Origin of the sequence: Halorientalis regularis, assembly GCF_023698535.1 — an archaeon.
GTDB lineage: Archaea > Halobacteriota > Halobacteria > Halobacteriales > Haloarculaceae > Halorientalis > Halorientalis regularis.
Genome location: NZ_JALJCL010000023.1, coordinates 1 through 24,352, shown reverse-complemented (window position 1 = coordinate 24,352; position 24,352 = coordinate 1). Strand labels below are relative to the sequence as shown.

Here is a 24,352-nt window from a genome sequence, read left to right as displayed (position 1 = left end):
CTCATCCTGCGGGGAGACACAGGTATGGAAGACGGGTCCTCAACGAATCCGAGTCGGCGGCAGATTCTCGCCACGGCGGCACTCACCGGGGCAGCGAGTGTCGCTGGATGTTCATCGTTAGTGGACGACGCGGGCGTGGGGAACAGCGGCGCGACCGATGTCGTCGTGCACAGCCTCGCGTCTACCCCTAAGGCCCTCCCACTCACGATTTCAGGCCCCAATGCTGAGAGCCCACACACGTCCAGAACGCTCGAACTCGCTCCCGGCGACGTCATCGATCCGGTGAACGGCTCGAAGCTTCCAAGCAATACCAGCGAGTATACGATCAAGATGACCGCGGAAGACGGATCAAGGGAGACGTTCGAGTGGGCTGACCCAACAGCCGAGCTGGCACCGCTCTGGGGACAGGTTGACGACACACAGAACATCAGATTCCTGCTCCAGGCGGAGTAGCTACTGCTGCTGCTGGAACGAGCGGAACGCGCCTTCTATCCAACACGCTCTCAGAAACCTCACCGAACACTGTCGAAAGTCGCGCGCAACATACAGAGAGTATATTGGTTAGGATTGAGCTATCACAAGCGTCAATTTTCTATGTGTTGGGGTTGTACTCCTAATCACAGTATAATGGGAATTTCCAACCGGCTATTATTGGCATTGACTATCACTAATACTTTTGCAGGCAGTATGGGTCTGTTGGTGGTTTTGATAGAAGGCTATTCACCGATAGAGATGGTCACGTCAGTCGGATTTTTGATGCTTGGAATGATTTTCATTGCAGATTATTACGGGCGAACTCAACAATCGAATACGCCTGAATCTGCTACCTGATCTGTTGGACCTGCGTGCTCTATTCATCACTCACGCCTATGATGGTATACGAACACCTCCATCTTCCAACTGCTGAACAAAGAGCGTATATTTAACAGCCGACACTTGATCAGAAAGACGGCCTGTAGTCTGTACAGACGAACAGTGGAGTATGGTGAAGACTTACAGTAATCAGTATGAGTCCCGCCCTGCACGGCACCGCACAGCACCCCACACCCCCCAGCCTCGCGGTTCGCGCTCTCCGAGCGCTCACCGCGTCCCTCGCGCGGTGCTGCTCGGGCGCTTCGCGGCCTCGCAGACACGCGCCATCGCTTAAAAATGAGGTCAGTAGCGTCAACGTGGATGACGGGTTTCGTGGCCGCCTACGCGTCGCTGTGCGGCTTCACCAGCACCTTGATCGCCTCGCGCTCGTCCATCATCCGGTATCCCTCGGCGACGTCGTCGAGGCCGACCGTCTCGGTAAAGATCGGCGCAGGGTCGAGCGTCCCCTGGAGCACGTCGGCCATCAGCTCCTCGGCGTAGGCGCGGACGGGGGCGATGCCGCCCGCGAGCGTCACGTTCTGGCCGAACATGCCGAACACGTCGATGCCCTCCTCCTCGACGCCGTAGGGGGCACCGACGTAGCCGACCGTGCCGCCCGGGCGGACGGCGTCGATGGCGGTGTTCATCGCGCTCGCGGCGCCGACGCACTCCATCACGTGGTTCGGGCCGCCGTAGGTGAGTTCGCGAATCCGCTCGACGGCGGCCTCTCCGCGCTCGGAGACCGTCTCGGTGGCGCCGAACTCCGCGGCGAGGGCGAGCCGGTCCTCGTGGTGCCCGACAGCGATGATCCGCTCGGCCCCGAGCCGCCGGGCGGCGAGGACGCCACAGAGCCCGACCGCGCCGTCGCCGATGACGGCCACGGTCGAGCCTTCCTCGACGCCCGCGCTGACGGCCGCGTGGTGACCGGTACCCAGCACGTCGGTCAGCGGGAGCAGCGAGCGGAGGGTATCCTCGTCGTCGGCGTGGCGGTCAGGGACGCGGACGAGCGTGCCGTCGGCGTGGGTCGACCGGACGTACTCGCCCTGGCCGCCGCCGTTGTCGCCGCCCCACGAGTCGCCGTTCTCGCAGGAGGTGTGGAGCCCCTTCCGGCAGAACTCGCACTCGCCACAGGAGATCGCGAACGGGGCGAGCACGCGGTCGCCCGGTTCGACGGAGGTCACGTCATCGCCCACCTCCTCGACGATCCCCATCGGCTCGTGACCCACCGGGGAGCCCGCGTCGCGGTCGCTATCGCCGCGGTAGAACCAGAGGTCCGAGCCACAGATCGCGGTGTGGGTCACGCGGACGATGGCGTCGGTCGGGGCCTCGATCTCGGGGCGGGGTCGCTCTTCGACGGCGATCTCGCCGATGCCGTTGAAAACAGCTGCACGCATGGAGTTCGCTACCGTCGCGCACGGCAAAAATGCGAGGGTTTCGGAGGCCGGACGGAAGGGGACCGATCGACCGGTCACCGAGGCAATCCGGGAATGCGGGCGGCCGATCAGCTGGCCGTCCCGTTCGCGGGCGGCTGGCCCAGTCCCGGCGGACGCGTCGGGCCTGTCGATCCAGCCTCGCTGGACGGCGTCCGGTCGTTCGTCACGAGGGAGTCGGCCAAGTTCCCGATCAGCGCGTCGTTGCCGGCGCGGCGGGCGTTCTCCGGCGACGGGGAGTCGCCGTCGCCGACCACGACGACCTCGTCGTTGCGCACGAGAAGGGGCGCCTCGGTTGCCGCGCGCGCCGTCGAGAGTTCGCTGCCCTCGGTCAGCGGCGCGTCTCACCTCCTCGCCTCGTCGTGCCCGGACGGCCGACGGTCAGCCGCGAGTCGGCTCGTCCGGTCCTACGGCTCTAAGACGACCCTGAAGCGGGCCTTGTTCTCGACCATGCGGTCGTACGCGTCCGCGACATCGTCGAGCGCGTACGTCTCGATCTCGGGCGTGATGTCCCGCAGGGCACTGAATTCGAGGGTGTCCTGCGAGTCGCGGGCGTGGCCCGACCCCCACCCCTCGACGGCGCCACGCGTCCCGACGAGCTGCTGAGCGTCGACCGACACCGGCTCGCCGGGGATGCCGGTGACGATCACGGAGCCGTCGGTTCCCAGCCCGCCCACGACGGACTCGACGGCGTCGCTCGCGGGCGCGGTCGTGAGGACGACGCTCGCGCCGCCGAGCTCCCGAAGCCGTTCGGCCGGCTCCTCCTCGGCGGCGTTCACGAAGTGATCGGCGCCGAGGTCCCTCGCGAGCGGCTCCTTGTCGGGGCTTCGCGAGACCGCGACCGTCTCGTAGCCCGCGGCGTGGGCGTACTGGACCCCGAGGTGGCCGAGTCCGCCGATGCCGACGACGGCGACGAGGTCACCGGCGCGCGCGTCGGAGTTTCGCAGGGCGTTGTAGGTGGTGATCCCGGCGCACAGCAGCGGCGCAGCGTCGACCGCGTCGAGGTCGTCGGGGATCGCCGCCAGCGCCTCGGCGGGGACCGTCGCGTACTCGGCGTACCCGCCGTCGAAGCTCAGGCCGGTGATCTCGGCGTTCTCGCACTGGAGGAACTGTCCGCGGCGACACGCCTCGCAGGCGAAGCAGTGGCCGCCGTGCCAACCCGCGCCGACGCGCTCGCCCGGCTCCCACGCGTCGACGTCGTCGCCGACCGCCTCGACCGTCCCGGCGATCTCGTGGCCGGGGACGCGCGGGTAGCTCACGCCGGGGTACGACCCCTCGACGACGAACTCGTCGCTCCGACAGATCCCGCACGCCTCGACCGCGACCCGGACTTCTCCGGGACCGGGGTCGGGGACCTCGCGCTCGACGAGTTCGAACTCGGCTCCGGGCTCCGGCACGACCGCGGCTCGCATGGTGTCCGTCATCGAATTACGGTCCGGGAGTGACGGGAAAGAATATAACGCCGGCGGCAATCCGATCGGTCGCGGGCGGCGACGGGGGATAGGTCGCCGGTGCCGGGGCGGTAAGCCCGTCCCTCAGATCCCGCCGCCGGCCATCGCGAACAGCGCGACGGCGATGACCGAGAACAGCCCGCCCACGCCCGCCTTGATCGTCCCCATGTCCAGTGCCGTCGAGACGTACGGCGCGATCTGGCCGCCGAGCGTCGTCGCCGGGAGGGTTCACACGACTATGTTCCACGGCGTCGTCGCCAGGTCCATCGTGTGGCCGCCCACTAGGCCGCCGCCGAACACGTGGACCACCGAGGCCAGCACCGCCGTCGTCGCGACGACGATGTGGTTCGTGCCGATGGCGACGCGGACCGGCACCTGCGTGCGGACCATCGGGATGATCTCGAGCTAGCCGATCCCGAAGCCGGCGAGCCCCTGGGACACGCCGCCGACGCTGTAGTTGAGGAACCGTTGAGGTAGCCGCCGCGGGGAGTTCACCGGAAACCACGCTCGTGTCTGATCTGTTGAGCGACAGGTCTCTTTTTTGAGTCCTCGCGATTGGGGCGATGAGTATCCAAGTCCCCCTCGCGATCGACAGCTCCAGTAGCGTCCGAGACCTCAAAGATGGCGTTCGCCACCACCTCGCTGACGACTCGTACGGGCGACCGCCAGTCGAATACGATGCGCCGCCCCGGATCAGCGATCCTCTTGAAACGGAGACCGCTCTTGTGGCGTAGATTGTTGGTGACGATCTCGTGGATTGGGTGAGTTCCCCGAGATCCCTCGTTCAACCGATCTCGCCCGATTCTGGATCGACCGATCACGTAGTCACGTTCTTACAAAACAACCAGACAGCTCTCGATCAACAGTCCTCTACGCAAGAGCGGAGCTGGTATTCCCATGCCGGGAAGCCGCGCCGTCGTCGGGCTACGCCCGACTGCCTAAGCGAGGGTCGCTCCCTCTCCGTTCACGGCGCGGAGGATGTCACCCGATTTCACACGCACTTTGCGCGCTTTCGGGACGTGACACGCGGTTGTGCCGACCGAAAGGAGTCCAGTCATCGAGAGTCGTGAACAGCGTCACCACAGACGGGGACCACAGTCCAGGAAGTGTCATACGTGAGGCGAACAGTGACGCCCCTGTGTCGGTCGCGCCCCGAGTCACTGTCCGTCGCTGTGGACCCGTCCGCGGACCGTCCTCTGTCGAGACTGGACACGACGTGTCGCCGTGGTGGCGACGACCCGTCCGCTACCTGTCCGTCCAAGCGAGTCCGAGGATGAACTCACATACCGTTGTAGCACGAACTGAAACGTACATGTCGACGGTGCGCCCACTGACCGACGCGGACCGGGAAGCGGTCCTCACACTCATCACCGCACACTTCGCCGAGGAACGGTCGTACGAGGTTCCGGAGAACGACGAGCGCGCCGGGACCTACGTTCGTGTCGCGGAGCGCGAGGGAGAGCCCGTCGGTGTCATGGCGCTGACCACGTACGACAGCCGTGAGCGGGTCCGCGAGGCGATGCACCTCGTCGACACAGTCGAGGGAGTCCCGCCTGCATCGACTTACGGCCTCGTCCACGCGGGCTACGTGGCGCCGGCACACACCGGGACGGGAATCGGGAGCCGGCTACTCGAACGGTTGCACGAGATCGGCGACACGAACGGGGTCGGGGTGTTCGTCGCCGACGCGTGGTTCCACGGTGGCCCCGACTCGCCGGCTGACCTGCTGACTACACACGGGTACGACGTCGTCTCCACAGACTCCATCGCCGGGCACGCCGACGGTCCCTGCCCGAAGTGCGGGACACCGTGTGCCTGCGAAGCCGCGCTCACGGTCCGTGCGCCGACCCCGGAGTAAGCCACGCGGCCACCGGTCCGGCCGAGCGGCGGCCAGACGCGAACCACGCACACCCTCCCAGCCTCTGGACGACTGACGACCCCGGGATAGCGGCCATCCCGAGTCGGGTGTGACGGCGGTCGCGGGCCGACTTCACGGCTCCCGACGGCTCCGGACGGACACACTCTGTCGGTCGCTCAGTCCTGCGTGAGCACGGTAGTGTCGCCGTCTCTCACGGCAGTGACCTCCCCGTCGAACTCGTCTCTGGCACGCGTCTCGAGCGTCTCCTCCTCGCCTTCGTGTCGCGGAGAGATGTGTGTGAGCCAGAGCCGGTCGCTTCCGGACTCTAGCGCGACCTGTGCCGCCTCCGTGGCGGTCGAGTGGCCGGTCGAACGGGCGCGCTCCGCCTGCTCCTGTGTGAACATGGCGCTGTATATCAACAGCGAGGCGTCCGATGCGGCCTCAACGATGTCGGGAGTCGGCCTGGTGTCGCCGGTGTACACGAGCTTCCGTCCGGGCTCTGGCTCCGACAGCACGTCCGCCGGTTCGACGGTCGTTCCGTCGTCGGCTTCGACGGACTGGCCGTTCTGTAGCTTCCCGTACGCCGGTCCGGGGTCGAGGCCGAGTTCCTGTGCCGTCTCGGGCAGGAACTCTCGTTTGTCCGCTTCCCGGACGACGAAGCCGTGTGAGTGCTCCGTGTAGGGCGTGCTGAACGCTCGGACGGTGTAGTCGTCCGTCCGGATTGCCGGTTCGTCCGCGTCGTACCCGGAGACGTTGATACCGTAGCTGGGCCACTCGTAAGCACCTTCGATCATCTCGTCGACCCGCTCCGTCCGCTGTTCCGGGGCGTAGATGTCGAGCGGTTGCTCGCGCTCGTTCATCTCCAGCGCCTGGACGAGGCCGGGCAGTCCGAGCGTGTGGTCCGCGTAGAAGTGGCTGATGAACACGGCGTCAACGTTGGGAGATGCGTCGTATCGCATCAGCCGCTGCAGGGTGCCCTCGCCGCAGTCGAACAGAATCTCGTCGCCGAACAGGCTCAGATACACGCAGCTGGTTCCGTACTGTGAGGTGGGAAGTCCACCACTCGTCCCGACTGCAGTCACTCGCATACACGAGCGTACGGCCAAGCATAGCTAAAACACACGCATCACGACCCCGTCGATGGCTTCGAACGGCGGACCAGCCTCCCGCCCGCCACACAAGCCCTGGCCGACGGTGGCCGTTCCCGGGCGAACGAATAAATGAGGCCGGGACGGTAAAGAGTACATGTCGCTCGAACGCGAGCCGCGGGTCCCGTTTCTGGACGACCGCGAACAGCTACCGGCCGAGGGTCACGCGCAGTATGACGCACTCGTCGAGAGTCGCGGCGACGTCAGAGGCCCGTTCGGGGTGCTTCTGCACAGTCCCGAGCTGGCCGGTCGTATCGGACGCCTGGGTGCGTACGTCCGCTTCGAGGGGGTCCTCTCCGACGAGAGCCGGGAACTGGCGGTCCTCGCGACGGCACGTGCCTTCGACTGTGCCTTCGAGTGGGCGATTCACGCCCCCATCGCCCGCGAGGCCGGCATCACCGAGAGGACGCTCGACGCCATCGTCGACAGGAACCTCGGAGCGTTGTCCGACCGTGCGGCGAGCGTCATCCGGTACAGCTGGGAACTGTTCGACGACCACGCGGTGTCACAGGAGACCTACGACGCCGTCGAGTCGCGGTTCGGGACCGATAGCGTCGTCGAGCTGACGGCGACGATTGGATACTACGCGATGCTCGCCTGCGTCCTCAACGGCTTCGACGTGGCCCCCGCCGAGCGAACGCCGTTCGACGGCTGACGGACCGAGTCGCCAGCCACAGTACAACGACCGCTGCACGGGACGTCGACGGAGTCGGTCCGCTGGTCGGGTGACGGCGGTCCGGTGGCCCTGTAGCTGTCCGTCGCCACCCTGTTCCCGGTGGTCAGAGGTCGGTGCTGAACGACCGACCGCCGGCCTCGGTGGCGAAGGCTGCGAGCAGGTCGGCAGTCGCATCGAGGTCCTCGAGTTCGACGACTTCGACGGGCGTGTGCATGTAGCGGTTCGGAACGCCCAGGTTTAGCGACGGGATTCCCCCGCGGGAAGTGTAGAAGGCGTCGGCGTCGGTCCCGGTCCGACTGCCCGAGGCGGCCAGCTGTACGTCGATATCGGCGTCCGCGGCCGCCTCGCGGACTGCCGTGACGACCGCCGGGTGGTTGGCGCTCCCGCGTGCGACGACCGGACCCTCGCCGAGTGCGACGCCGCTGGCGCTGCTGGCCGGGGCTGTCGGCGAGTCGGTCGCGTGCGTGACGTCTGTGGCGATGACGGCATCGGGCGCGAGGTCGAACCCGACCATCTTCGCGCCCTGCAGCCCCAGTTCCTCCTGAACGGTCGACACCGCGTACACGGTCGCGTCCGGGTCGCGCTCGGCGGCACGGCGCAGTCCCTCCGCGGCCGCGAAGATACCAATTCGGTTGTCCATGCCCCGGGCGGCGACCCGACCGTTCGACAGCTCGGTAACCGTCTGCTGGAACGTCACCGGGTCACCCCGCTCGACCAACTCTTCGGCCTCTTCGGCGTCCGAGGCGCCGACGTCGATGGACTGTTCACTGATATCGTCGACCGACTCCTCGCCGCTGTCCCGGAGGTGAATGGCGGTCTGGCCGATGACGCCCGGAACCGGGCCGTCGTCGGTGTGGATCTGGACGTGCTGGCCCTTCGAGACGGTGCGGTCCGACCCGCCGATGCGAGTCAGGCTGAGCATACCGCTGTCGGTGATGTCCCGTATCATGAACCCGATCTCGTCGCCGTGGCCAGCGAGAGCGACCGCAGGTCCGTCAGCGTCGCCCTCCAAGACCGCGACGGCGTTCCCGTAGTCGTCGGTCCGAACCTCGTCGGCGAACGTCGACACGTATTCGGTCCAGCGCTGTTGCCCGGCGGTCTCGAACCCCGATGGTGTCGCCGTGTCGAGCAGGTCGTCCAGAAACGCCCGCCGTTGCTCGTCCATACACGATTACAGGTCAGCGGGCTGTTGAGGGTGACGGTTTCCGGTCTGCGGACGCGTCGGACCGGCTGTAGGCCGCTGCAGTCGCTCGAACGCTGTGTTACTATAAAAAGTACGGGACTTAGCGAACCGTCGGCGGACCGAGTTACTCGGCGTCTTCCTCGTCGCCGCCGTCAGTGAGGATGTTCACGTCCTCGGCCGGTTCGTCCGCCGCGAACGAGGGCTTATCGGCCGTTTCCTCAGGCTCCTCGAGTTCCTCGTCGGCTTCGCTAGACCGGTCGTATGCGTCGAATCCATGGCACATGATACACTAACACATAGCGGCTGCGGACTCTTAATCCCTGCGCCGTCGTTACAGACGAAAATCGACGATGGCGGCATCGCGACCGGAACGCCGAACACCGACGGCTCACGGCAGCACGGAGGCCGAGCGTCGTCCTCACGACCGACAGTGTCGACAAGCGCCTCCATCACGGGAGCCCACACTGCCCGTGGCGCGAGCCTGAACGTCTCCGTGAGAGGCATCGAGAAGCGTCGAGAGTGGACTGTGCCTGCTCGTGGCAGCCTCCACACAGTGTGGACGGTGCGACGTGAGTCAGGAGCTCAAACAATGGGTGGCAACGGAGTTTGACGCGCCACTACAGGAGGCGTACGGCCGGACCGAGGTCGATTCAGTTGCAGGTACCTGTACTGCTCTCGGTGCGGTTCGAGAAGGGACCATCGGGAAGGTAACTCCCGGCCGAGCGGTCGGAATCGTCGATCCGGACGCTCCACCGACACCGGTCGAGATGGGCACGGTCGGCGAGTTCGCTGTCCGCCGCGACGAGGACCCGGTGTGCTTTTTTGAGTCCCTGAACGAACCCGGGAAGACCGAGCGCAAACTGGCCGCCGTCCGCTGGAGCACCTCGGCAACGCGCTCGCGTACGGCCGGGTCGTCCGTCACGGCCGGGGTTTTGGAATTGCTCATATCGGTGTTAGGTGCGTGTTCGGTATAGAAACCGTCGACGGGGCGCGAGCGGATTGCGGTGGCCGGTTCCGGGAGTCAGCGCCCCACGCTCCCGGGTTCGGTCGACGCCGTGCCGCGACTGTGCTCGCCTCGAAGCGGTGGCTTTTGCCCTTCGAGGCCTGTAGTAGCGGTATGCTCTCACTCGTCGCCGGAGTACTGTTCGTGGCTCTCCTCGCGGGAACGGAGGCGTTCTTTACGCTGCTGTCGGTGCTGAATCTGCGACACCAGGAACGGACCGTCGAAGCAGAGCGAGAGTGGGTGGTCGAGGAACTGGGAATCGACGACCCCGAGCGGGCGCTGGCCTACGAGCGGGTGTCGACTGGTGTCGGGACGCTCCAGTCGTGGGTCACTCTCGGTGTCCTTCTGTTGGTGCTGTTCTCTGGGGTGTTCGGCGAGGTGGCGGCTACGTTGACGGGGCTCGACAGCGCGCTCCTCGAGACGGCGGTGTTCGTCGGCGGGGTGGTGCTGGTGGCCCGGCTCGTCGGTGTGCCGTTCGATCTCGTGAAGACGTTCGTCGTCGAGGAGGTGTACGGGTTCAACGAACGGAGCCTCGGACTGTGGCTGCGTGACTGGCTCCTCCAGACGGTAGTGTCGACGGCCCTGGTAGTCCCACTCGGTGTCGCTGTCGTGTGGTTCGTCACGACGGTGCCGGTGTGGCCGGCGGCCGCCTGGGCGCTGGCCGTCGGGACCATCATCGCGTTCACGGTCCTGAAACCGCGGGTCATCGATCCGCTGTTCTACGACTTCGAACCGCTTGGCGACGGCGACCTCAAGACGGCCGTCGACGAGGTGTTCGACGCGGCAGGCTACCGGACGGAACAGGTGTACGAGATGAACGCGAGCACGCGGACCGGCCACTCGAACGCCTACTTCGTCGGGTTCGGGCCGGCAAAGCGGGTCGTCCTCTACGATACGCTCGTCGACGGTATGGACACGGCGGCGATACAGAGCGTCCTCGCACACGAACTGGCCCACTGGCGCGAGGGGCACATCTGGAAGTTCGTCGGGTTCGCGGCACTGCGGCTGGCTGTCGTCTTCGTCGCGCTGGGAGCACTCGTCGCCTCCGGTGTGGTGTACCTCCCGGTCGCAGCGCCACAGACTCCGTACGTGGGCCTGTTTCTCGGAGCCCTCGTGCTGGCGCCACTCAACCGCCTGACGAGCCCACTCGAGAACTACGTGTCACTGCAGTACGAACGCGATGCGGACGCTTACGCCGTCGAGGTGACCGACGGGGCGGCGATGGCCCGCGCGCTCTCGACGCTGGCCGCGGACAACCTCTCGGTGCCCTTCCCACACCCGTGGTACGAGACGTTCCACTACGACCATCCACCCATTCCCGAACGCATCCGCCGCGTGCGGGACCTTGCGGACCGGTCGGCTGACGGTCAAAGCGACCGTCCACCCGGCAGTGACCCGAGTACGGGCGACTGAGTCAGGGGCTCTGGGGGGACCGCACGGGAGCCGTGGGCGAAGCCACAGCGTCTCGGCAGTATCACGAGCGGCCGCCCGAATGCCGTCCCTGTGACGAACGTACGCCCGGCGAAGCCTCTCGGCAGCGGAGACTGCCGAGCGGTGTCTCCCAGTGTTCCCGGTCCACACCGAACTGAGGTGGTGTACCGCGTCCGTGTGCCGACGGACGGTAGTCTGCCGTTCGACAGCCAATCGGTTGCGCGAACGCGGGCAGGAGTCCCCGGTCGGCGGCGGTCAGCGGGGTCGGTGCCGAGGTCGGGTGGTCAGCGAGTGGACTGTCTGTGGGTCTCAGTCCGGGTCGAGGGGCTCGTAGCGGTCCGGGTGTCCACTGGCGCGGTTCGACCACGTCGTCTCCGGGGGTGGGAGGATAGTGATGACCGTCCGGACCCCGGCATCGTCCGCGACAGCCACGGCGTGTCCGCGGTCATCGACGACGACGAGTTTCGAGCCGTGTTTCCGGTCGAAGTAATCCCCGTCGGCATCGCGGATGAACCGCCGGAACCGAGCGACGTTCCGGACGCCGAACTGGTCCATCCGCTTGGCTGCGTGGGCGGTGATCGCTACCGTGATGCTGTTGCCCATCTACGCGACCGTTAGTTTCCCAGGTCAATATGTGTCTCGCCAGTCCACAATCCGGCCGAGGCAGTCGGGCGAGCACCGAACGCGACTGTCGATCTGACACCGGCAGGCGTGTATCGCGACCCCGAGGTAGCCGTGTGGTGCTCACCACAGTCGGCCCGACGATGTGGGCCGAGCGTGCGTATTATTCGTATCTGGCGCTAATGCAGTCGTGTGTCTGACGATACAGTACCGACGCTCGTCGACCCGACGTGGTTGGAGAACCGACTCGACGCTCCGGATGTCCAGGTACTGGACTGTACCGTCCATCTGAGCACCGACGGGAGCGGCGAGTACCAGTTAGAGCCAGGGTACGACGACTGGGCCGACGCCCACGTCCCTGGGAGCGCGTTCGCCGACCTAACCGAGGACCTCTCGGAGACGGACGACCCGGACTACCCGTTCCAGTTGCCGACGCCGGCGGACTTCGCGGCGGCCGTCGGCGACCTGGGCGTGAGCAACGACTCCCGGCTCGTCCTTTACGACACCGTCGACGCGGGGAACAACAACGAGTGGGCAGCCCGTCTGTGGTGGCTGTTCCGCGTCTTCGGCCACGACCGTGTCGGTGTGCTCGACGGCGGGTGGGCGCGGTGGACCGCCGGGGACCGACCCGTCTCCACGACGGTCACGGAGCCGGAACCGGCCACGTTCACCGCCGACTACCGCCCCGAACTGGTGGCCGATAAAGACGACGTCGCGGCACGGCTCGACGACGACGACGCGTGTCTCATCAACGCGCTCCAGCCGTCCGACCACGCCGCCCAACGGATTCCCAACAGTGAGAACGTGCCTGCCGTCGGGGAGGATGCAGTCATCACCGACGACGGAACCTACCAGTCTGAAGAGACACTGCGAGGACGGTTCGCCGACGTCGGGGCCACGGAGGCGGAAGCGGTCATAACCTACTGTGGTGGTGGTATCGCCGCCAGCAGCCAGGCACTGGCGCTGTACCAAGCCGGCGTCACCGACGCGGCGGTGTACGACGGCTCGCTCAGCGAGTGGACGGCCGACCCAGACCGTCCCGTTGAGGGCGACGAGTGATGTCCCTCGAGGTCGCTCGCGATGGCCGGGTTGGTGCCGTTCCGGCTCCCGTCACGGTCTGACGCGACCCGGTAACTGCCAGGTCTCTCTGCCCCCACTGCTCGGTGCCGAGGGCGAGACGACAACGACAAATCCGTCGAGCGGGTATATCGAAAACAAACAACTCATGTTGCTTGTCTGTGGACTGGCCGGTGGCACCGGAACGACGGGGACGTTGTACGAACCGGACGAGACACCACCGTCGTACGACGGTGCACCGACGGTTGAGGCGCCGTACGCGTGGGTCTGTGACTCGTTCTACCGGGTCGAGTCCGGCGGACAGAAACTCGAGACCGACCAGGGGACGATACGGGTTGCTTTCGAGAGGCCCACGGTGCGCGGTTTCGAGCGGCGCGAGCGGGCAATCGCCGCCGCCAAGACACACATCCGTGACCAGTTCTCCCGCACCGGAATTCGGGCCGACCCCGACTTCTACATCGATACACCGGCGGACGCGGGCCACGTCCCGGACTCGTCCCGGTGAGACGAGTCCTGACGCTGGCCGCCCGAATCAGCAACCCCGGTTTCGATTCCGGTCCCGTTTATCGGCTCTATTGACTCACCGAATGCCGTCTCGTCGCCCGCTAGTCGAGTGAGCGGAGCCCCGCGCCCTCCCGCCGAGACTCGGCACGGGGACAGACGTTAGAACCGGGTGGCCGCCCGCGTTATGGCGGTATTATCAAGATATATACGTGGGTGGTACAGTTCTCTCACATGGACACGGTGACGCTTGGTCTGGAGTGGTTCCTGAACCCGGACCACATCCCGTTCGTCGTAGCGGACGAGCGTGGCTACTACGAGGATGAGGACCTGGAACTCGACATCTGGGAGCCGCCGGAACACTACGATACACTGGAGATGCTGGCGGAGGGCGAACTCGACTACGCGATTACCGAACCGATCCACCTGGTGCCCGAGCGCTCGGAGGGCGTCCCGGTCACGAGTATCGCGACCTTTCTACACACCAGGGGTGGAATCCAATACCCGGCCGACCGGGGGTGGGAGTCGCCAGCCGACCTCGAACCCGGCGTCAGGCTCAACTATCCCGGGGCGCCCGGTCCCGGCGGACGAAAGATGGTCGCGTACATGGCCCGGCAGGCCGGCGGCGACCTGACGGCGGCGGATATCGAACCGGTCGACCGGGGGTTCTACCACACCGACGCCCTGGTCGATGGCGACGCCGACGTCGCCTTCCTGGCGTTCTACAACTTCGAGATCGTCGAGAGCCGCCACCGCGGCTTCGAGGCCGACCTCTGGGAACTCGCCGACTACGGCGTCCCCGACTTCAACCAGCTCGTGCTCACTGCCCCGGACAGGAAAGTCGAGACCGACCCCGACGAGGTGCAGCGGTTCATCGACGCCACGCAGCGTGGTGTGGAAGATACCGTTGAGGACGGCGAGGCGGCAGTAGAGCTGTTCTTCGAGCAGTATCCCGGGGTCCGAGAGGAGAGTCCGGAGTTGATGGACGAGACCGCGGCAGCGACGCGCGAGTTCTTTACCCCAGAGCTCACACAGGACATCGAGATGTATCGGGACCTCGTGACGTTCTGTGAGGAACTCGACCTCTCCGAAGGGCCCGTCGACGCCGACGCGTTCACCGACGAGCGGTTCGTGGAGTGACCACCGGGCCACAACAGCGCCGCTCGCACGGGCCTCGCTGCTCACCGCCTGTACTTCTGTAATCGAGGACCCCCAGCAGAACGCGTCGGTAGCCGGTGTCCAGAGGGCAACGCGAACGACCCGTGACACCCCGTCTCGCGAGCGAGACATACGGGTGAATTAGTACCTCCAATACCGACGTTCATCCGGAGAGTATGACTGCATACAGCCAGTCCGATATGGATATGGAGGAGATGATGACGATGGGCATGGACGTAGAGGAAATGATGGCGATGGGCATGGACATAGACGAGATGATGAGGATGGGTATGGACTCCGAGGAGGCACTGGAACAGGCCAGAGAAGGTGCCAAACAGGGTGCAGAACTGGGGGCGGCGTTGGGTCCGGTCGGTGCTGGGTTCGGCGCCGGTTGGGGCGCCGCACTCGGCTATCTGAGCGGTGCCACGAGTGTTCCAGCCGGCAGTATGATGAGCGGCCAGACCGACGACTGAGCGAACCATCCACGGCGGCCACCCGCTTTTGTATCGACAGCCACCACCGCGTGTGCAGTACCGAACGGGCGTGTGAGTCCGCGTATCGATGGCACCAGTGTGTCTCGGCACGCCGCGTTGGAACACGCGCAGACGCACGTCGGTACTGCTTCTCGGGGTCCCGTCGAGTCACGTTCGCAGCGTTCCGGCAGTATCTTTATATCGGGACCGAGACACACGGACCGCTCGAACTCCGACCGGCAGCGGCGGTCGCGGTGGCCCCCTGTACACCTGAAGATGTTTCTCCTTCACTCACCGAGAACGTGTATGCGATGGTGTAACCGACGAACGGAATCGTGCGAGGTCGAGAGTATCGGGACTTGGACGCCGGAGGCGGGAGGTGCATGACCAACGACATCCTCCCGCGTGAACACCTGTCGCCACTCGGGGCGCTCGTCGACGAGGTGCTCCCGACCGTCGGCTACGAGCTGGCGGCTGCGACCGAGGCCATCGACGACGCTGTCTCCGGCTACGGCGGCCTGTTCGAGCCGACGACTACCCGGGAGGAGTTGCGCCTCGCGCTCGACGACGTATTAGCCTCTGACCTTACCCGCCCGCACGTCCCGGAGTCGCCGGACAACACGTTCGTCCTCTACGTCGACGGCAGTTCACGCGGCAATCCCGGCTCTGCGGGTGCGGGTGCCGTCATCGTGGGCGCTGCGGGTGACCAGCTCGCTCGACTAGGTCGGCCCGTCGGGTCCCGGACGGGAAACAACACCGCAGAGTACGTCGCCCTCCAGCTCGGGCTCTCGGAGCTGTTGACTCGGTACGAGCCACACAGACTGGAGGTCCGAATCGACTCGATGACCGTCATCCGTGACGTCTGGGGTGGCGACGACCCCACAGAGCCCGGCGTCGAGCGATACAGCGACGCTATCGCGACGGCATTAGCGGACATCCTGGACGAGCATTACACCCATCTCGCCGACAGCGACCCGAACCCAGCCGACGCATTGGCGACGGTCGGTGCCGATATCGCGGCTCTCGGCCCCGGAGCGAAGCGTCTTGGTACCTTCGAGCGTCCCGTGAGAATCCCGACATCTCCGGGTACCGGCGCTACTCTCTGTGGTCTCCGACGCCAGTGTTCGTCGTAGGCTCGCCGGTTTCGAGTCGAGTTCGCACGCGCTCGAGAGTCGGCCGAATCTCGTCGACCTGCTCGACCTGACGCTCGTTCGCGGTGACGATCTCGCCGACCTCGGTGGAGACGCGGTCGGCGGCCTCGGCTGTATCGTCGACCATGTGTGCGATCTGCTCGACGGTCTGTGCCTGGTCGTCGGTGGCCGCGGCGACTTCGCTGTTCCCGTCGGCAGTCTCGGTCGCCTGCTCAACGATCACCTCGAGCCGCTCTCTAGTCTGTTCGATCCGGTCCATCCCCTGCTGTGCCTGGTCGGCTGCGGCGTCGAGTTTCTCGACGGTTTCGTCGGTGTTGTCCTGGATACGCGTCGCGCGCCGTTCGATCTGGCCGGCCTGCTCTGCGGTCTCCTCGGCGAGTTATTTGACCTCGTCGGCGACGACGGCGAACCGGCTGCCAGCCTCGCCCGCGCGAGCCACCTCGATGCTCGCGTTCAGCGCGAGGATGTTCGTCTGCTCGGCGATGTCGTCGATCACCGCGACGATTTCGTCGATTTCGGCAATCTGGGCCTGTAGCTTCCCGGACTCCGCGCTAGTCTCCGTCATGGTCGTCTCGATTTCGGCGATGGCCTGTTTTCGTCTCCGTGACGAGAGTCTGTCCCTCCTCGGCGACTTCCTGAGCGGTATCACTGGAGGCTTCGACCTCCTCGACGACGGCGCTCATGTCCGACACCTCCGCGGTCGGTCATCGTCGCCGCTTGGTCGTCCGCCAGGTCGCTGATCTGTTCCGAGCTGCGCGAGACGTCCGTGGCGGTGTCCGACAGCGACTCCACACCGTCCTGGACCGTCTCGACCAGGTCGGTCAGCGACGACTGTTGCCGGTCGATTCGCTGTTCACGCTCGTGGAGGGCATTTTCGCGTTCGATCCGATTCATCGCGTCGGCCGCGTTCGCACACAGCACTTCTAGAAACGACCGGTCGGTGTCCTCGAACTCCCGCGGTTCTGGCGACCCAGAGAGGAGGACACCGTACTCGCCGAACGAAACGATCAGTTCGCTCCGGAACGTACTGTCGAGTCCGTTGATACCCTCGTCGGACCAGTAATCCTCGACGCTCACAATCTCGCCGTTCTCGAACGTGGACCAGGCTTCAGTGTCCGGCCCGAGCGCGGGCGGCTCGCCGAATTCCCGCTCCAGGTTCCCGCTCCAGCTCACCGGCACCAGCGACCGCTCGTCGGCATCGTGAAAGTGGATACCCGTCTGTGCCAGGCCGGGAACGTCAACGGCCGCGTCGAGTACCACGTCCGCCGTTGTCTGTTTCGCGTCGGTCGTCAGCATCTCTTCGATAGCGTCGTACAGCGTGAACATCGCCTGGACGGTGTCGTCCGCCGCGTCCACGTCGATCTGCAACCCTGTGTCGGCCGCCCCGCCGTCCTCACTGTCGCGTTTAGTCTCCTCCATCTGTCTCCGGAACGGACGCCCCGCTAGTATTCAACTGCTTCCCCTGCTTCTTACACCGATTCGTCATCGTGGGCCTCTCAATACCCACCCGGTAGACGCTCAGTTCCCGCAGGGTACCGACAACTGCTGCCACTGCGGCCGCCTGTGACACTCGCTACTGTCCGGCACAAATTGGCGAGTGTCGCCGGGCTTCGTCGCTGCCACTGTACCATCGTGAGTTCGCTGGCTCGTCGTGGCCGGAGGTTCGAGCGAGTGAACCCTGCACCAACTCGGTGTTGACGACGAGTCCGTCCGCAACGGTATCGCCTCCCTCGTGATTGAACCAGTCCCGGTTATCTCGCCTGGATATCTGTGCAGTGCTCGGACTACCGGTTGTGAGCAATACCGAAGTCCGACGGTTTCAGGACTTCAGGCACCGGTTCGTCGCGGACGCCGCGGATGTCGTCCAGCACTGGTTTGAGATAGCTGGGGAACAGGTCCGGTGCCTCGGCCATCGGGAAGTGCCCGATAGCCTTCATCTCGTGTGCTGTCGCCCCCGCTCCGATGGCGGTTGCTGCCTCGCGCGCGTCGTCGGGATTGGTCAGGTAGTCGTACTCACCGTTCATCAGGTACATCGGTACCTGTGAGGCGTCGATATCGTCCGCCGAGTCGCGGTAGTCGTGTTCGGCCGAGTAGTAGTAGAGGTCGCCTTTGAGCACACCGTTTGCACCCTGTTCGTAGTTGTACAGCGTCTCCCTCCGGGCCCACTCCGGCGACTGTGGCGCCATGAGTCCCCAGGTCGCGTGGGAAATCACGTCGTTCGCATTTATGTGTGGATGGTCGAGCCACTGGATGTAGAAGCCAGGCGTAAACAGTCCGGCTTCGAGCCCGATGAGTGCCCGAAATCGATCCGGATACCAGTCGGCGAGTTCGAGAGTTATTGTGCCGCCCATACTCGACCCGGTGAACACAGGTTTGTCGAGTTCGAGCGCGTTCGCGATGGAGACGATGGTGTCGGTGAATCGCTCAGCGGTGAGGTCGTACTGCTCGCTCCACCACGACTCGCTGGACGGTGGGACTGACTTTCCGTGTCGTGGGAGGTCGTATGCGATTACCCGGAAGTGCTCGGTGATTTGCTCGTCGTTGAGAACGTGCCGCCACTGCTGGTTGTTACAGCCGGCTGTGTGCTGGCAGAGAAGTGGGATTCCGCCCGCAGGTCCGGCTTCTTCGTAGTAGATACGGTGTGGAACGCCGTCGAGTTCGATCGTGACGAACTGCCCGGTGATCGCCTCGTTCGAGGGCTCGCTCGGCCGTGCGGTTCCTGTCGTGGGGAGTTCGCCGTCCTGTTCTGTCGTCCGCATCAGTTCCAGTGCACGCTGGACCGACCGGAAGTTCTGGAAGATCGCTTTGTGATCGCCAGCGAGGTCGAAGTACCCCTCCTCGCCTTTGACCGCAGTGCGGTAGAACGAGGCGAATAGCTCGTTGTGATGTGGCGAGGGGACCTCACTCACGAACTGTCCCCAAGCGTCTGTGGACCCGACGACGCTGAACGACCACGAGTCGTCGAGCCCGGGTGTGCGGACATCCCGGACCCGGCCGTCGTACATGTCGATGAGGTGGTTCTCGTCGCCGACGGCAACGACGAAATTCTCGTCGAACGCCTCCCGGCCGTGAAGCGTCATCTCCGGGTCATCGTTGACAATCTCCTGATAACTATTCCACCACGCCTCGGTTGCAAATGCTGTGTCTGTCATACTGGGTCTCGGCCGGTCTCTCCGTGCGTACCATCATTGAGTACGCTCGGCCGGTACAAAACTACGTTTTGCAGATAGCTTAAACACCGACGAAAACTCAAAGACGGTTTACGAGCGAGACGGACACCCGTCCGAGACGACAGGACGACACACCGCCGGCGGAGTCGGCGCCGGTCCGAACGAGCGGTTCTACCTACTCGCTCCGCGTCGGGTTTCACACGAGACACGACGTCATCCGGGTCGTGTCTCCCACTGTCGGGACCGGCGTACTGCAACGCGCCTGCCAGCGACACGCCCCGGTCGTGATGCGGACGTGCGGCGGTTACGGCGATATCGAACGCACGCTCCGAGCGGAAAGACGACGGATGGGTTCGCTCTCGAACTGTTTCGACGACACCGAGCGCGAGGCCGCAGGTGACCCGGTCGCAGCGTTCGCCGTCGCGCGGGGAGTCGCCGATCTGAGTGTCACTATCGACCGCAGGCGAAGGTTTTTGAACGTCTCCCCGAAAGGTAGCTATGAGCAATCGAGCACACAGTCCCCCAGGGCTCCCGGTTGTCGGGAGCGTCACGAAACTGGCCCGGGACCCGCTCCGGTATCTCTCCGGCGTCCAGGAGGCCTATGGCGGGCAGTATCCACTAGTTAGACTCGATCCACCAGGTGGGCAGTCAGTGTCGGTCGTGCTCGACGCGTCGCTGGTCCACGACATCCTGGCGGACCGTGACCGTTTTGCACGCCCGGGGACCGGAGCGGACCAGCAGCGCCGACAGGGGTTGCTCACCAGCGCCGGCACGCTCTGGGAGCAACAACGGTCGGTGTTGGATCCCGAGTTCGTCGGGCCGCGACTGTCCGAGTACGCCGAGGTCGCAGCCGATACCGTCGAGACGATGCTCGCCGGGTGGCCGGCGGACGGCCGAATCGATCTGGTGTCGGAACTGTCGACCATGACGATGCGGGTCATCACTCGGACACTGTTCAGCCAGGACACGACGCGCGAACAGAGCCGGACGGTCGAGGAGGCCCTGTCGGCGGTCGCCGACGAGTTCGAGCCCGATATCACGGACTTCCTGTTGCCCGACCGGCTTCAGCCCGGCCCCTCGGCGGCGTTCGAGGCAGCAAACGAGACGCTGGATACGGTCGCCCGAGGGTTCGTCGACGACCACCTCGAGGTCGAGGACCCGCCACAGGACATGATCACGGCCCTCATGGAGGCCAAACGCGACCCGGCGGTCGACCTTTCGGAGAACGAGTTGATCGACGAGGCCGTACTCTTTATGACCGCCGGCCAAGAGACGACGGCGCTGACGGTTACCTACGCCTTCCACTGGCTGTCGACCCATCCGGAGGCGCGTCAGCGCGTCGCCGACGAGGCTCGGCGGACTCTGGACGGCGATCCCCCGGACTGGGAGACGCTCTCGGAGCTGACGTACACGGAGAAGGTCGTTCGGGAGACGCTCCGACTCACCCCCGCAGCGTGGAACATCACCCGGGTGACCCGCGAACCGACGACTCTCGCCGGTGTCGAGCTCCCCGCCGACGAGCCGTTGCTCCTGTCCACGTACGCGCACCACCGCGACGGCCGTGTGTGGGACGCGCCCGAAACGTTCGACCCGGACCGCTGGGGCGAGACCGCGAGTCGCGCCGACGACTCGTACTTTCCGTTCGGTGCCGGCCCGCGGGTGTGCATCGGGCGCCAGATCGCGCTCACCGAGGCGCAGTTCGCGCTCACACACGTTCTCCAGCAGTACAGCGTCGAGACGGTCCCCGACTCCCTGTCGTTCCAACCCGGTGTAACGCTCAGGCCGGAGGGTGCTGTCCGCGCGCGCGTCCACGAGCGAGCTCCTAAAAGCGACTGAGCCACCGATTCGACCTCGGTACTGTCGGCCTGTCGTCCGAGGACCGAAGACCGTGCAAGGCACGCGGTGGCTGGCACCACAGCGATTCAACGGCCGCGGGCGCCGCTCCGGGCTCCGGGCACAGCATAAACTCTCATATTTCACCAGCCGTACTCGATTGTATGAACGTCGAGTCAGACGTTCCCGTCCGGGAGTGTATGTCTACGCCTGTCGAGACAGTCGCGACGGAGACATCGCTCGTTGAGGCGGCACAGACGATGCGGAACGCGAGTATCAGCGCACTCGTGGTGATGAGCGAGCCGCGTTCAATCGTCACGAGCACCGACTTCGTCGACGCAGTCGCAAAGGAGCGCGACGTCACGTCGCTGTCGACGGCGGACATATCGACGGCGGTAGTCACGACAGTCGAGCCGGACCTTCCGCTCACGCAGGCAGCGGCAACGATGACGCGACACGATAGTAGTCACCTACCCGTCGCCGAGGCCGGCGAACTCGTCGGTATGTTGAGCAAGACCGACCTCGCACGGTACCAGGAAGACTGAACGACTACCCACACGGAGACAGAGAGACGTTCGGACTCGCCGACGTCCACCGTCGGAGCCACGCCGCGTTCCGAGGTTACTGAGATCCACTCAGCGGCCGGCAACTCTCGGTTTGAGCGAGTTACCGCTGCACCCTCCCCCGGGCGCCGTGTCGCCGAACGCACTGCCGTGTCGAATGGACATCACGGTTGGCGCAACTCACGATTCGCTCGCCGCTCGAAATGGCGAACAACGGGACGCTCTCACGGAGCTATCGATACCGACACAGTGCTCACACGGCGTCGCACGAGGGACCGGCGCGACTGCTTCTCAATTCAATCCGCTGTGTGAAACGGTGCCCTGCCGTCACCGTCGCGCCCGAGTCGTTCGACAGTCGAGGGCCCCTCCGATCACGGGAAAGTGAGAGTTCTGGACGACCCCGCCGCGCCCGGCCTGTCCAATCTGTTGGTGACAGCCGCTCTATCCTGAACAGAGATGGTGCAGTCGGTACGGGGTCCGCGTTGCTGTCGACTCGTGGGCCGTTACACGCGGTCGTGACTCGGCGAGGCCGGTCACCGCCAGACTCGTCCGTAGTCGGCGGTTCAATCGCGGGACCGCAGCCACAAAGGCGAACGCCGCGGTGATACACATCTCCAGGGCCAACATCCCCGTCGGGATGGTCGGGAGGGTCATCCCTGTGATCGACTCACTGCCCTCGGCCAACCCGAGCCCGGATAGAATCGGGATATGCGAGAGGACGGCGATGATGAATAGCTTGTGCCGTCCCCACCACTCCGAGTCGGGAATCGTGCTTCCGTCGGGAATGTGTGAGAAAATCCCATCGTCGATGGCATCGGCACGGCCAACGTCGTTGGTCCCCGTACCGGCAGTTTCACTCGTACATGTTTCACTATGAGCGGGACGAATAATCTTCACGCCCCAATTCCTGTTTGTGAAAACAAGACGATTCGTGCCGTCAGCCAACGCTGCTGGAAATCCGCATCGATCGTCGATACTATTGTAAACGAACCTTTCTAAATAGAACATTGTTTGTTAGCCGGAAGGCCGTTGCTGGCCGGTCTCAGTGGGGGAGTCCGTCTCGTTCAGTCGGTCGGGGCTGCTGGAATAACCCCGTCAGCATCGAGCAGGCGGCCCTCTCGGTGGGGCTGCCACTCGGCCCCAGCGCGTGGGACGGGCGAGACAGGGCGGAACTGGCCGGCGGGAGCCGCAGGCGAACCGAGCCGGTGGCGATCACAGTCGTGAAAATGTGCTCACCCGCCGCAGAGGACAACTCCGAGATGGTCACGAGCGACTCTCGACTACTTACCGGCCATGCTGATGTTTACCCACCCGAGACGGTCGGATGACCGCGGACGAGTGCGGTGCGGTTGAGCTTTTACACCGGATTCAGAACACGGTATCTCGGCCAACATGACGGTCGAAACACCCCGGCAAATCCAGCATACAGCACAAGTATCAGCAGCACGTATCGGTATTCGGTGCAACTAAACATGGATTCCGACGAAAAATCACTGGCGAACGCGCGGCAGTTTGCGGAGTCCGGTGCGAAATTGGGTGCGGCCGTCGGGAGTCGGGCAGGACCCGTTTCGACCGGCATCAGTTCGGGGCTCGGCGGTGCCATCGGCTATCTGACCGGTGCTGCCATCGATGGCGTCCAGATGAGTGTTAGGGAACAACCAGCGGTAACCGACGGCGGTCGAGCAGCGACGCAGGCGGACGAGACGTCCACTGGCGGAATCGAAATTCCAGTCGTCGAAGAGAGCCGTTCTGGTTCGGAGTAACACGCCGACTTCACGTCGTGAACCGGTCGCGAAAACGCCTGGGTGGGCTCGATTTCACCGCAGTCGGACGAAATAGCCGCGCAGTATCCATCAGGCGTTTCGGTCCGCGTACTCCCTCTACGGTCGGTTCGACAGACTGGGACGGTTATGTGAGGAGTGAGTCGATAGCGCGTCCGAGTTCCGAGAGGACTCCCCTGGCGTCGATGCCAGCCCGCCGGAGCGCCCGGGCGACCTGTTCGGCGAGCGCGGAGTCCGGGACGAGTTGGCCGAATGCGAGGGCGGCGACGACACCACCGGCTAGCGCAACCGCGAGGATACCGATGGCTTTCTCCACCCGGCTGAGCCCCGCCACCGCTTCGAAGCTCCGCTGAGTACCGACATCCCTGCCGTCGGTGGCCTCGCTACTGGAGGTTTCCTCGTCGTCTGGCGGGCTGTAACTACTCATTTTCCATACTTTAGGTCCGCAGATATAACTGGGTTTGGTGCCTAGTGCCGACTGGTGGAAGTCAGTGCCGGTCCGACCCTCCCCCCGGGCAGTCGAGTCGGCAACCGAGCACCTGACGAGGAACGATGCTGAGCGGTCTGTATCTCCTGGCGTCCACCGCCTCGGCATTCCCACTGCAAACCAGACGGCAACGACGGCGGTCATCGGTTCTCAGTATGATTTCGCACCCACCGGCAACGGTGTCGCGCTCGATAGTATCGTCCTCGCCGGTGGGTTCCCGTTCACCATCACGGTCGCGATTCGCCGGCAGGGCAGGAAACCGGAACGGACGCACGAACGACCTATCGTAGCGGCGGCGAGAATCGCGGCCCGGTTACGAACACGGCCGATGGTCCGTCGGCGAGACACCGAACACAGGTTGGCCACCTGCCTCCCGTTGGTAGTGTTCAGATTAGCTGATTCCATGCGAAGGCGAACGATTGGAGCCAGTCGTCGGCTGTTTCTCGCTCGGCGTTGCTGAAACAATTTGAGAACGAAGAGGTACGGCGTTTTACCTCACGAAAGA

At 64.9% G+C, this 24,352-nt stretch carries 22 protein-coding genes and 3 pseudogenes; 12 read left to right on the top strand and 13 right to left on the bottom strand.

What is annotated here, in order from left to right:
- Nucleotides 1-24 precede the first annotated feature (24 nt).
- A complete protein-coding gene (locus MU521_RS20210; protein ID WP_092695355.1) occupies nucleotides 25-453 on the top strand; it encodes a hypothetical protein in 429 nt (142 codons plus the stop codon).
- Nucleotides 454-1,193: 740 nt separating this feature from the next.
- On the opposite strand, the gene MU521_RS20205 is transcribed toward MU521_RS20210, so the two are convergent.
- From MU521_RS20205 to MU521_RS21745, 4 genes and pseudogenes are all read right to left on the bottom strand, one after another.
- Nucleotides 1,194-2,246 (bottom strand): zinc-dependent alcohol dehydrogenase family protein, encoded by a 1,053-nt coding sequence (locus MU521_RS20205; protein WP_092695353.1) that lies wholly within the window; start codon nucleotides 2,244-2,246, stop codon nucleotides 1,194-1,196.
- Between the two features lie 107 nt (nucleotides 2,247-2,353).
- A complete protein-coding gene (locus MU521_RS20200) occupies nucleotides 2,354-2,560 on the bottom strand; it encodes a hypothetical protein (protein ID WP_217630197.1) in 207 nt (68 codons plus the stop codon).
- A gap of 129 nt (nucleotides 2,561-2,689) precedes the next feature.
- Nucleotides 2,690-3,694, bottom strand: coding sequence for an alcohol dehydrogenase catalytic domain-containing protein (locus tag MU521_RS20195; protein WP_092695375.1), 1,005 nt, complete (start codon nucleotides 3,692-3,694; stop codon nucleotides 2,690-2,692).
- 123 nt (nucleotides 3,695-3,817) lie between these two features.
- Nucleotides 3,818-4,218 (bottom strand): annotated as a pseudogene (locus MU521_RS21745) (sulfite exporter TauE/SafE family protein); the annotation flags it as partial.
- 827 nt (nucleotides 4,219-5,045) lie between these two features.
- On the opposite strand from MU521_RS21745, the gene MU521_RS20185 reads away from it, so the two are divergent.
- On the top strand, nucleotides 5,046-5,591 hold the full coding sequence (locus MU521_RS20185; RefSeq protein WP_092695350.1) for a GNAT family N-acetyltransferase: 546 nt from the start codon (nucleotides 5,046-5,048) through the stop codon (nucleotides 5,589-5,591).
- Between the two features lie 176 nt (nucleotides 5,592-5,767).
- Here MU521_RS20185 and MU521_RS20180 read toward each other — a convergent pair whose 3' ends face one another.
- On the bottom strand, nucleotides 5,768-6,679 hold the full coding sequence (locus MU521_RS20180) for a ribonuclease Z (RefSeq protein WP_092695348.1): 912 nt from the start codon (nucleotides 6,677-6,679) through the stop codon (nucleotides 5,768-5,770).
- Between the two features lie 157 nt (nucleotides 6,680-6,836).
- Between MU521_RS20180 and MU521_RS20175 the strand changes: the two genes are divergently transcribed.
- Complete coding sequence (locus tag MU521_RS20175) at nucleotides 6,837-7,394, top strand: carboxymuconolactone decarboxylase family protein (RefSeq protein ID WP_092695346.1); 558 nt, start codon at nucleotides 6,837-6,839, stop codon at nucleotides 7,392-7,394.
- 124 nt (nucleotides 7,395-7,518) lie between these two features.
- On the opposite strand, the gene MU521_RS20170 is transcribed toward MU521_RS20175, so the two are convergent.
- Both MU521_RS20170 and MU521_RS20165 read right to left on the bottom strand, forming a co-directional pair.
- Nucleotides 7,519-8,580 carry a M42 family metallopeptidase gene (locus MU521_RS20170; protein ID WP_092695344.1) on the bottom strand — a complete coding sequence of 354 codons (1,062 nt, stop codon included), beginning with the start codon at nucleotides 8,578-8,580 and terminating at the stop codon, nucleotides 7,519-7,521.
- A gap of 142 nt (nucleotides 8,581-8,722) precedes the next feature.
- A complete protein-coding gene (locus MU521_RS20165) occupies nucleotides 8,723-8,881 on the bottom strand; it encodes a hypothetical protein (RefSeq protein WP_175452952.1) in 159 nt (52 codons plus the stop codon).
- A gap of 286 nt (nucleotides 8,882-9,167) precedes the next feature.
- On the opposite strand from MU521_RS20165, the gene MU521_RS20160 reads away from it, so the two are divergent.
- Entirely contained in the window at nucleotides 9,168-9,572 is a 405-nt protein-coding gene (locus MU521_RS20160; protein WP_175452951.1) for an acyl-CoA synthetase family protein, read from the top strand.
- A gap of 143 nt (nucleotides 9,573-9,715) precedes the next feature.
- On the top strand, nucleotides 9,716-11,014 hold the full coding sequence (locus MU521_RS20155) for a M48 family metallopeptidase (protein ID WP_092695340.1): 1,299 nt from the start codon (nucleotides 9,716-9,718) through the stop codon (nucleotides 11,012-11,014).
- A gap of 327 nt (nucleotides 11,015-11,341) precedes the next feature.
- Here MU521_RS20155 and MU521_RS20150 read toward each other — a convergent pair whose 3' ends face one another.
- On the bottom strand, nucleotides 11,342-11,635 hold the full coding sequence (locus MU521_RS20150) for a hypothetical protein (RefSeq protein WP_092695338.1): 294 nt from the start codon (nucleotides 11,633-11,635) through the stop codon (nucleotides 11,342-11,344).
- A 210-nt stretch (nucleotides 11,636-11,845) separates the two neighbouring features.
- Here MU521_RS20150 and MU521_RS20145 point away from each other — a divergent pair, with 210 nt between their 5' ends.
- From MU521_RS20145 to MU521_RS20125, 5 genes are all read left to right on the top strand, one after another.
- Nucleotides 11,846-12,712: a sulfurtransferase gene (locus MU521_RS20145; protein ID WP_092695336.1), complete on the top strand. Its 867-nt coding sequence runs from the start codon at nucleotides 11,846-11,848 to the stop codon at nucleotides 12,710-12,712.
- Nucleotides 12,713-12,878: 166 nt separating this feature from the next.
- Nucleotides 12,879-13,235: a DUF7113 family protein gene (locus tag MU521_RS20140; protein ID WP_092695334.1), complete on the top strand. Its 357-nt coding sequence runs from the start codon at nucleotides 12,879-12,881 to the stop codon at nucleotides 13,233-13,235.
- Between the two features lie 230 nt (nucleotides 13,236-13,465).
- A complete protein-coding gene (locus MU521_RS20135; protein WP_092695332.1) occupies nucleotides 13,466-14,371 on the top strand; it encodes an ABC transporter substrate-binding protein in 906 nt (301 codons plus the stop codon).
- Between the two features lie 194 nt (nucleotides 14,372-14,565).
- Nucleotides 14,566-14,862 (top strand): hypothetical protein, encoded by a 297-nt coding sequence (locus tag MU521_RS20130; protein ID WP_092695330.1) that lies wholly within the window; start codon nucleotides 14,566-14,568, stop codon nucleotides 14,860-14,862.
- Nucleotides 14,863-15,245: 383 nt separating this feature from the next.
- The gene (locus tag MU521_RS20125; protein ID WP_092695328.1) at nucleotides 15,246-15,995 is read left to right on the top strand and encodes a ribonuclease HI family protein; all 750 of its coding nucleotides are present in this window, start codon (nucleotides 15,246-15,248) and stop codon (nucleotides 15,993-15,995) included.
- Here MU521_RS20125 and MU521_RS20120 read toward each other — a convergent pair.
- The 3 genes and pseudogenes from MU521_RS20120 to MU521_RS20110 all read right to left on the bottom strand — a co-directional run bounded on the left by MU521_RS20120 (nucleotide 15,958) and on the right by MU521_RS20110 (nucleotide 19,165).
- Nucleotides 15,958-16,662, bottom strand: a pseudogene (locus tag MU521_RS20120) (methyl-accepting chemotaxis protein). The gene MU521_RS20125 and the pseudogene MU521_RS20120 sit on opposite strands and share 38 nt — an antisense overlap.
- Nucleotides 16,659-17,432 (bottom strand): GAF domain-containing protein, encoded by a 774-nt coding sequence (locus tag MU521_RS20115; RefSeq protein ID WP_092695322.1) that lies wholly within the window; start codon nucleotides 17,430-17,432, stop codon nucleotides 16,659-16,661. Before MU521_RS20115 ends, MU521_RS20120 begins: the two are co-directional and overlap by 4 nt.
- Before the next feature lie 365 nt (nucleotides 17,433-17,797).
- Nucleotides 17,798-19,165 carry an alpha/beta fold hydrolase gene (locus MU521_RS20110; protein ID WP_092695320.1) on the bottom strand — a complete coding sequence of 456 codons (1,368 nt, stop codon included), beginning with the start codon at nucleotides 19,163-19,165 and terminating at the stop codon, nucleotides 17,798-17,800.
- A gap of 516 nt (nucleotides 19,166-19,681) precedes the next feature.
- Here MU521_RS20110 and MU521_RS20105 point away from each other — a divergent pair.
- Nucleotides 19,682-21,019: a cytochrome P450 gene (locus tag MU521_RS20105; RefSeq protein WP_092695318.1), complete on the top strand. Its 1,338-nt coding sequence runs from the start codon at nucleotides 19,682-19,684 to the stop codon at nucleotides 21,017-21,019.
- A gap of 161 nt (nucleotides 21,020-21,180) precedes the next feature.
- The gene (locus MU521_RS20100; protein ID WP_217630196.1) at nucleotides 21,181-21,561 is read left to right on the top strand and encodes a CBS domain-containing protein; all 381 of its coding nucleotides are present in this window, start codon (nucleotides 21,181-21,183) and stop codon (nucleotides 21,559-21,561) included.
- 1,926 nt (nucleotides 21,562-23,487) lie between these two features.
- Here the strand turns inward: MU521_RS20100 and MU521_RS20095 are convergent.
- Nucleotides 23,488-23,787, bottom strand: a complete 300-nt coding sequence (locus MU521_RS20095) for a hypothetical protein (protein ID WP_092695312.1) — start codon at nucleotides 23,785-23,787, stop codon at nucleotides 23,488-23,490.
- A 446-nt stretch (nucleotides 23,788-24,233) separates the two neighbouring features.
- Nucleotides 24,234-24,352 (bottom strand): annotated as a pseudogene (locus MU521_RS20090) (IS6 family transposase); the annotation flags it as partial.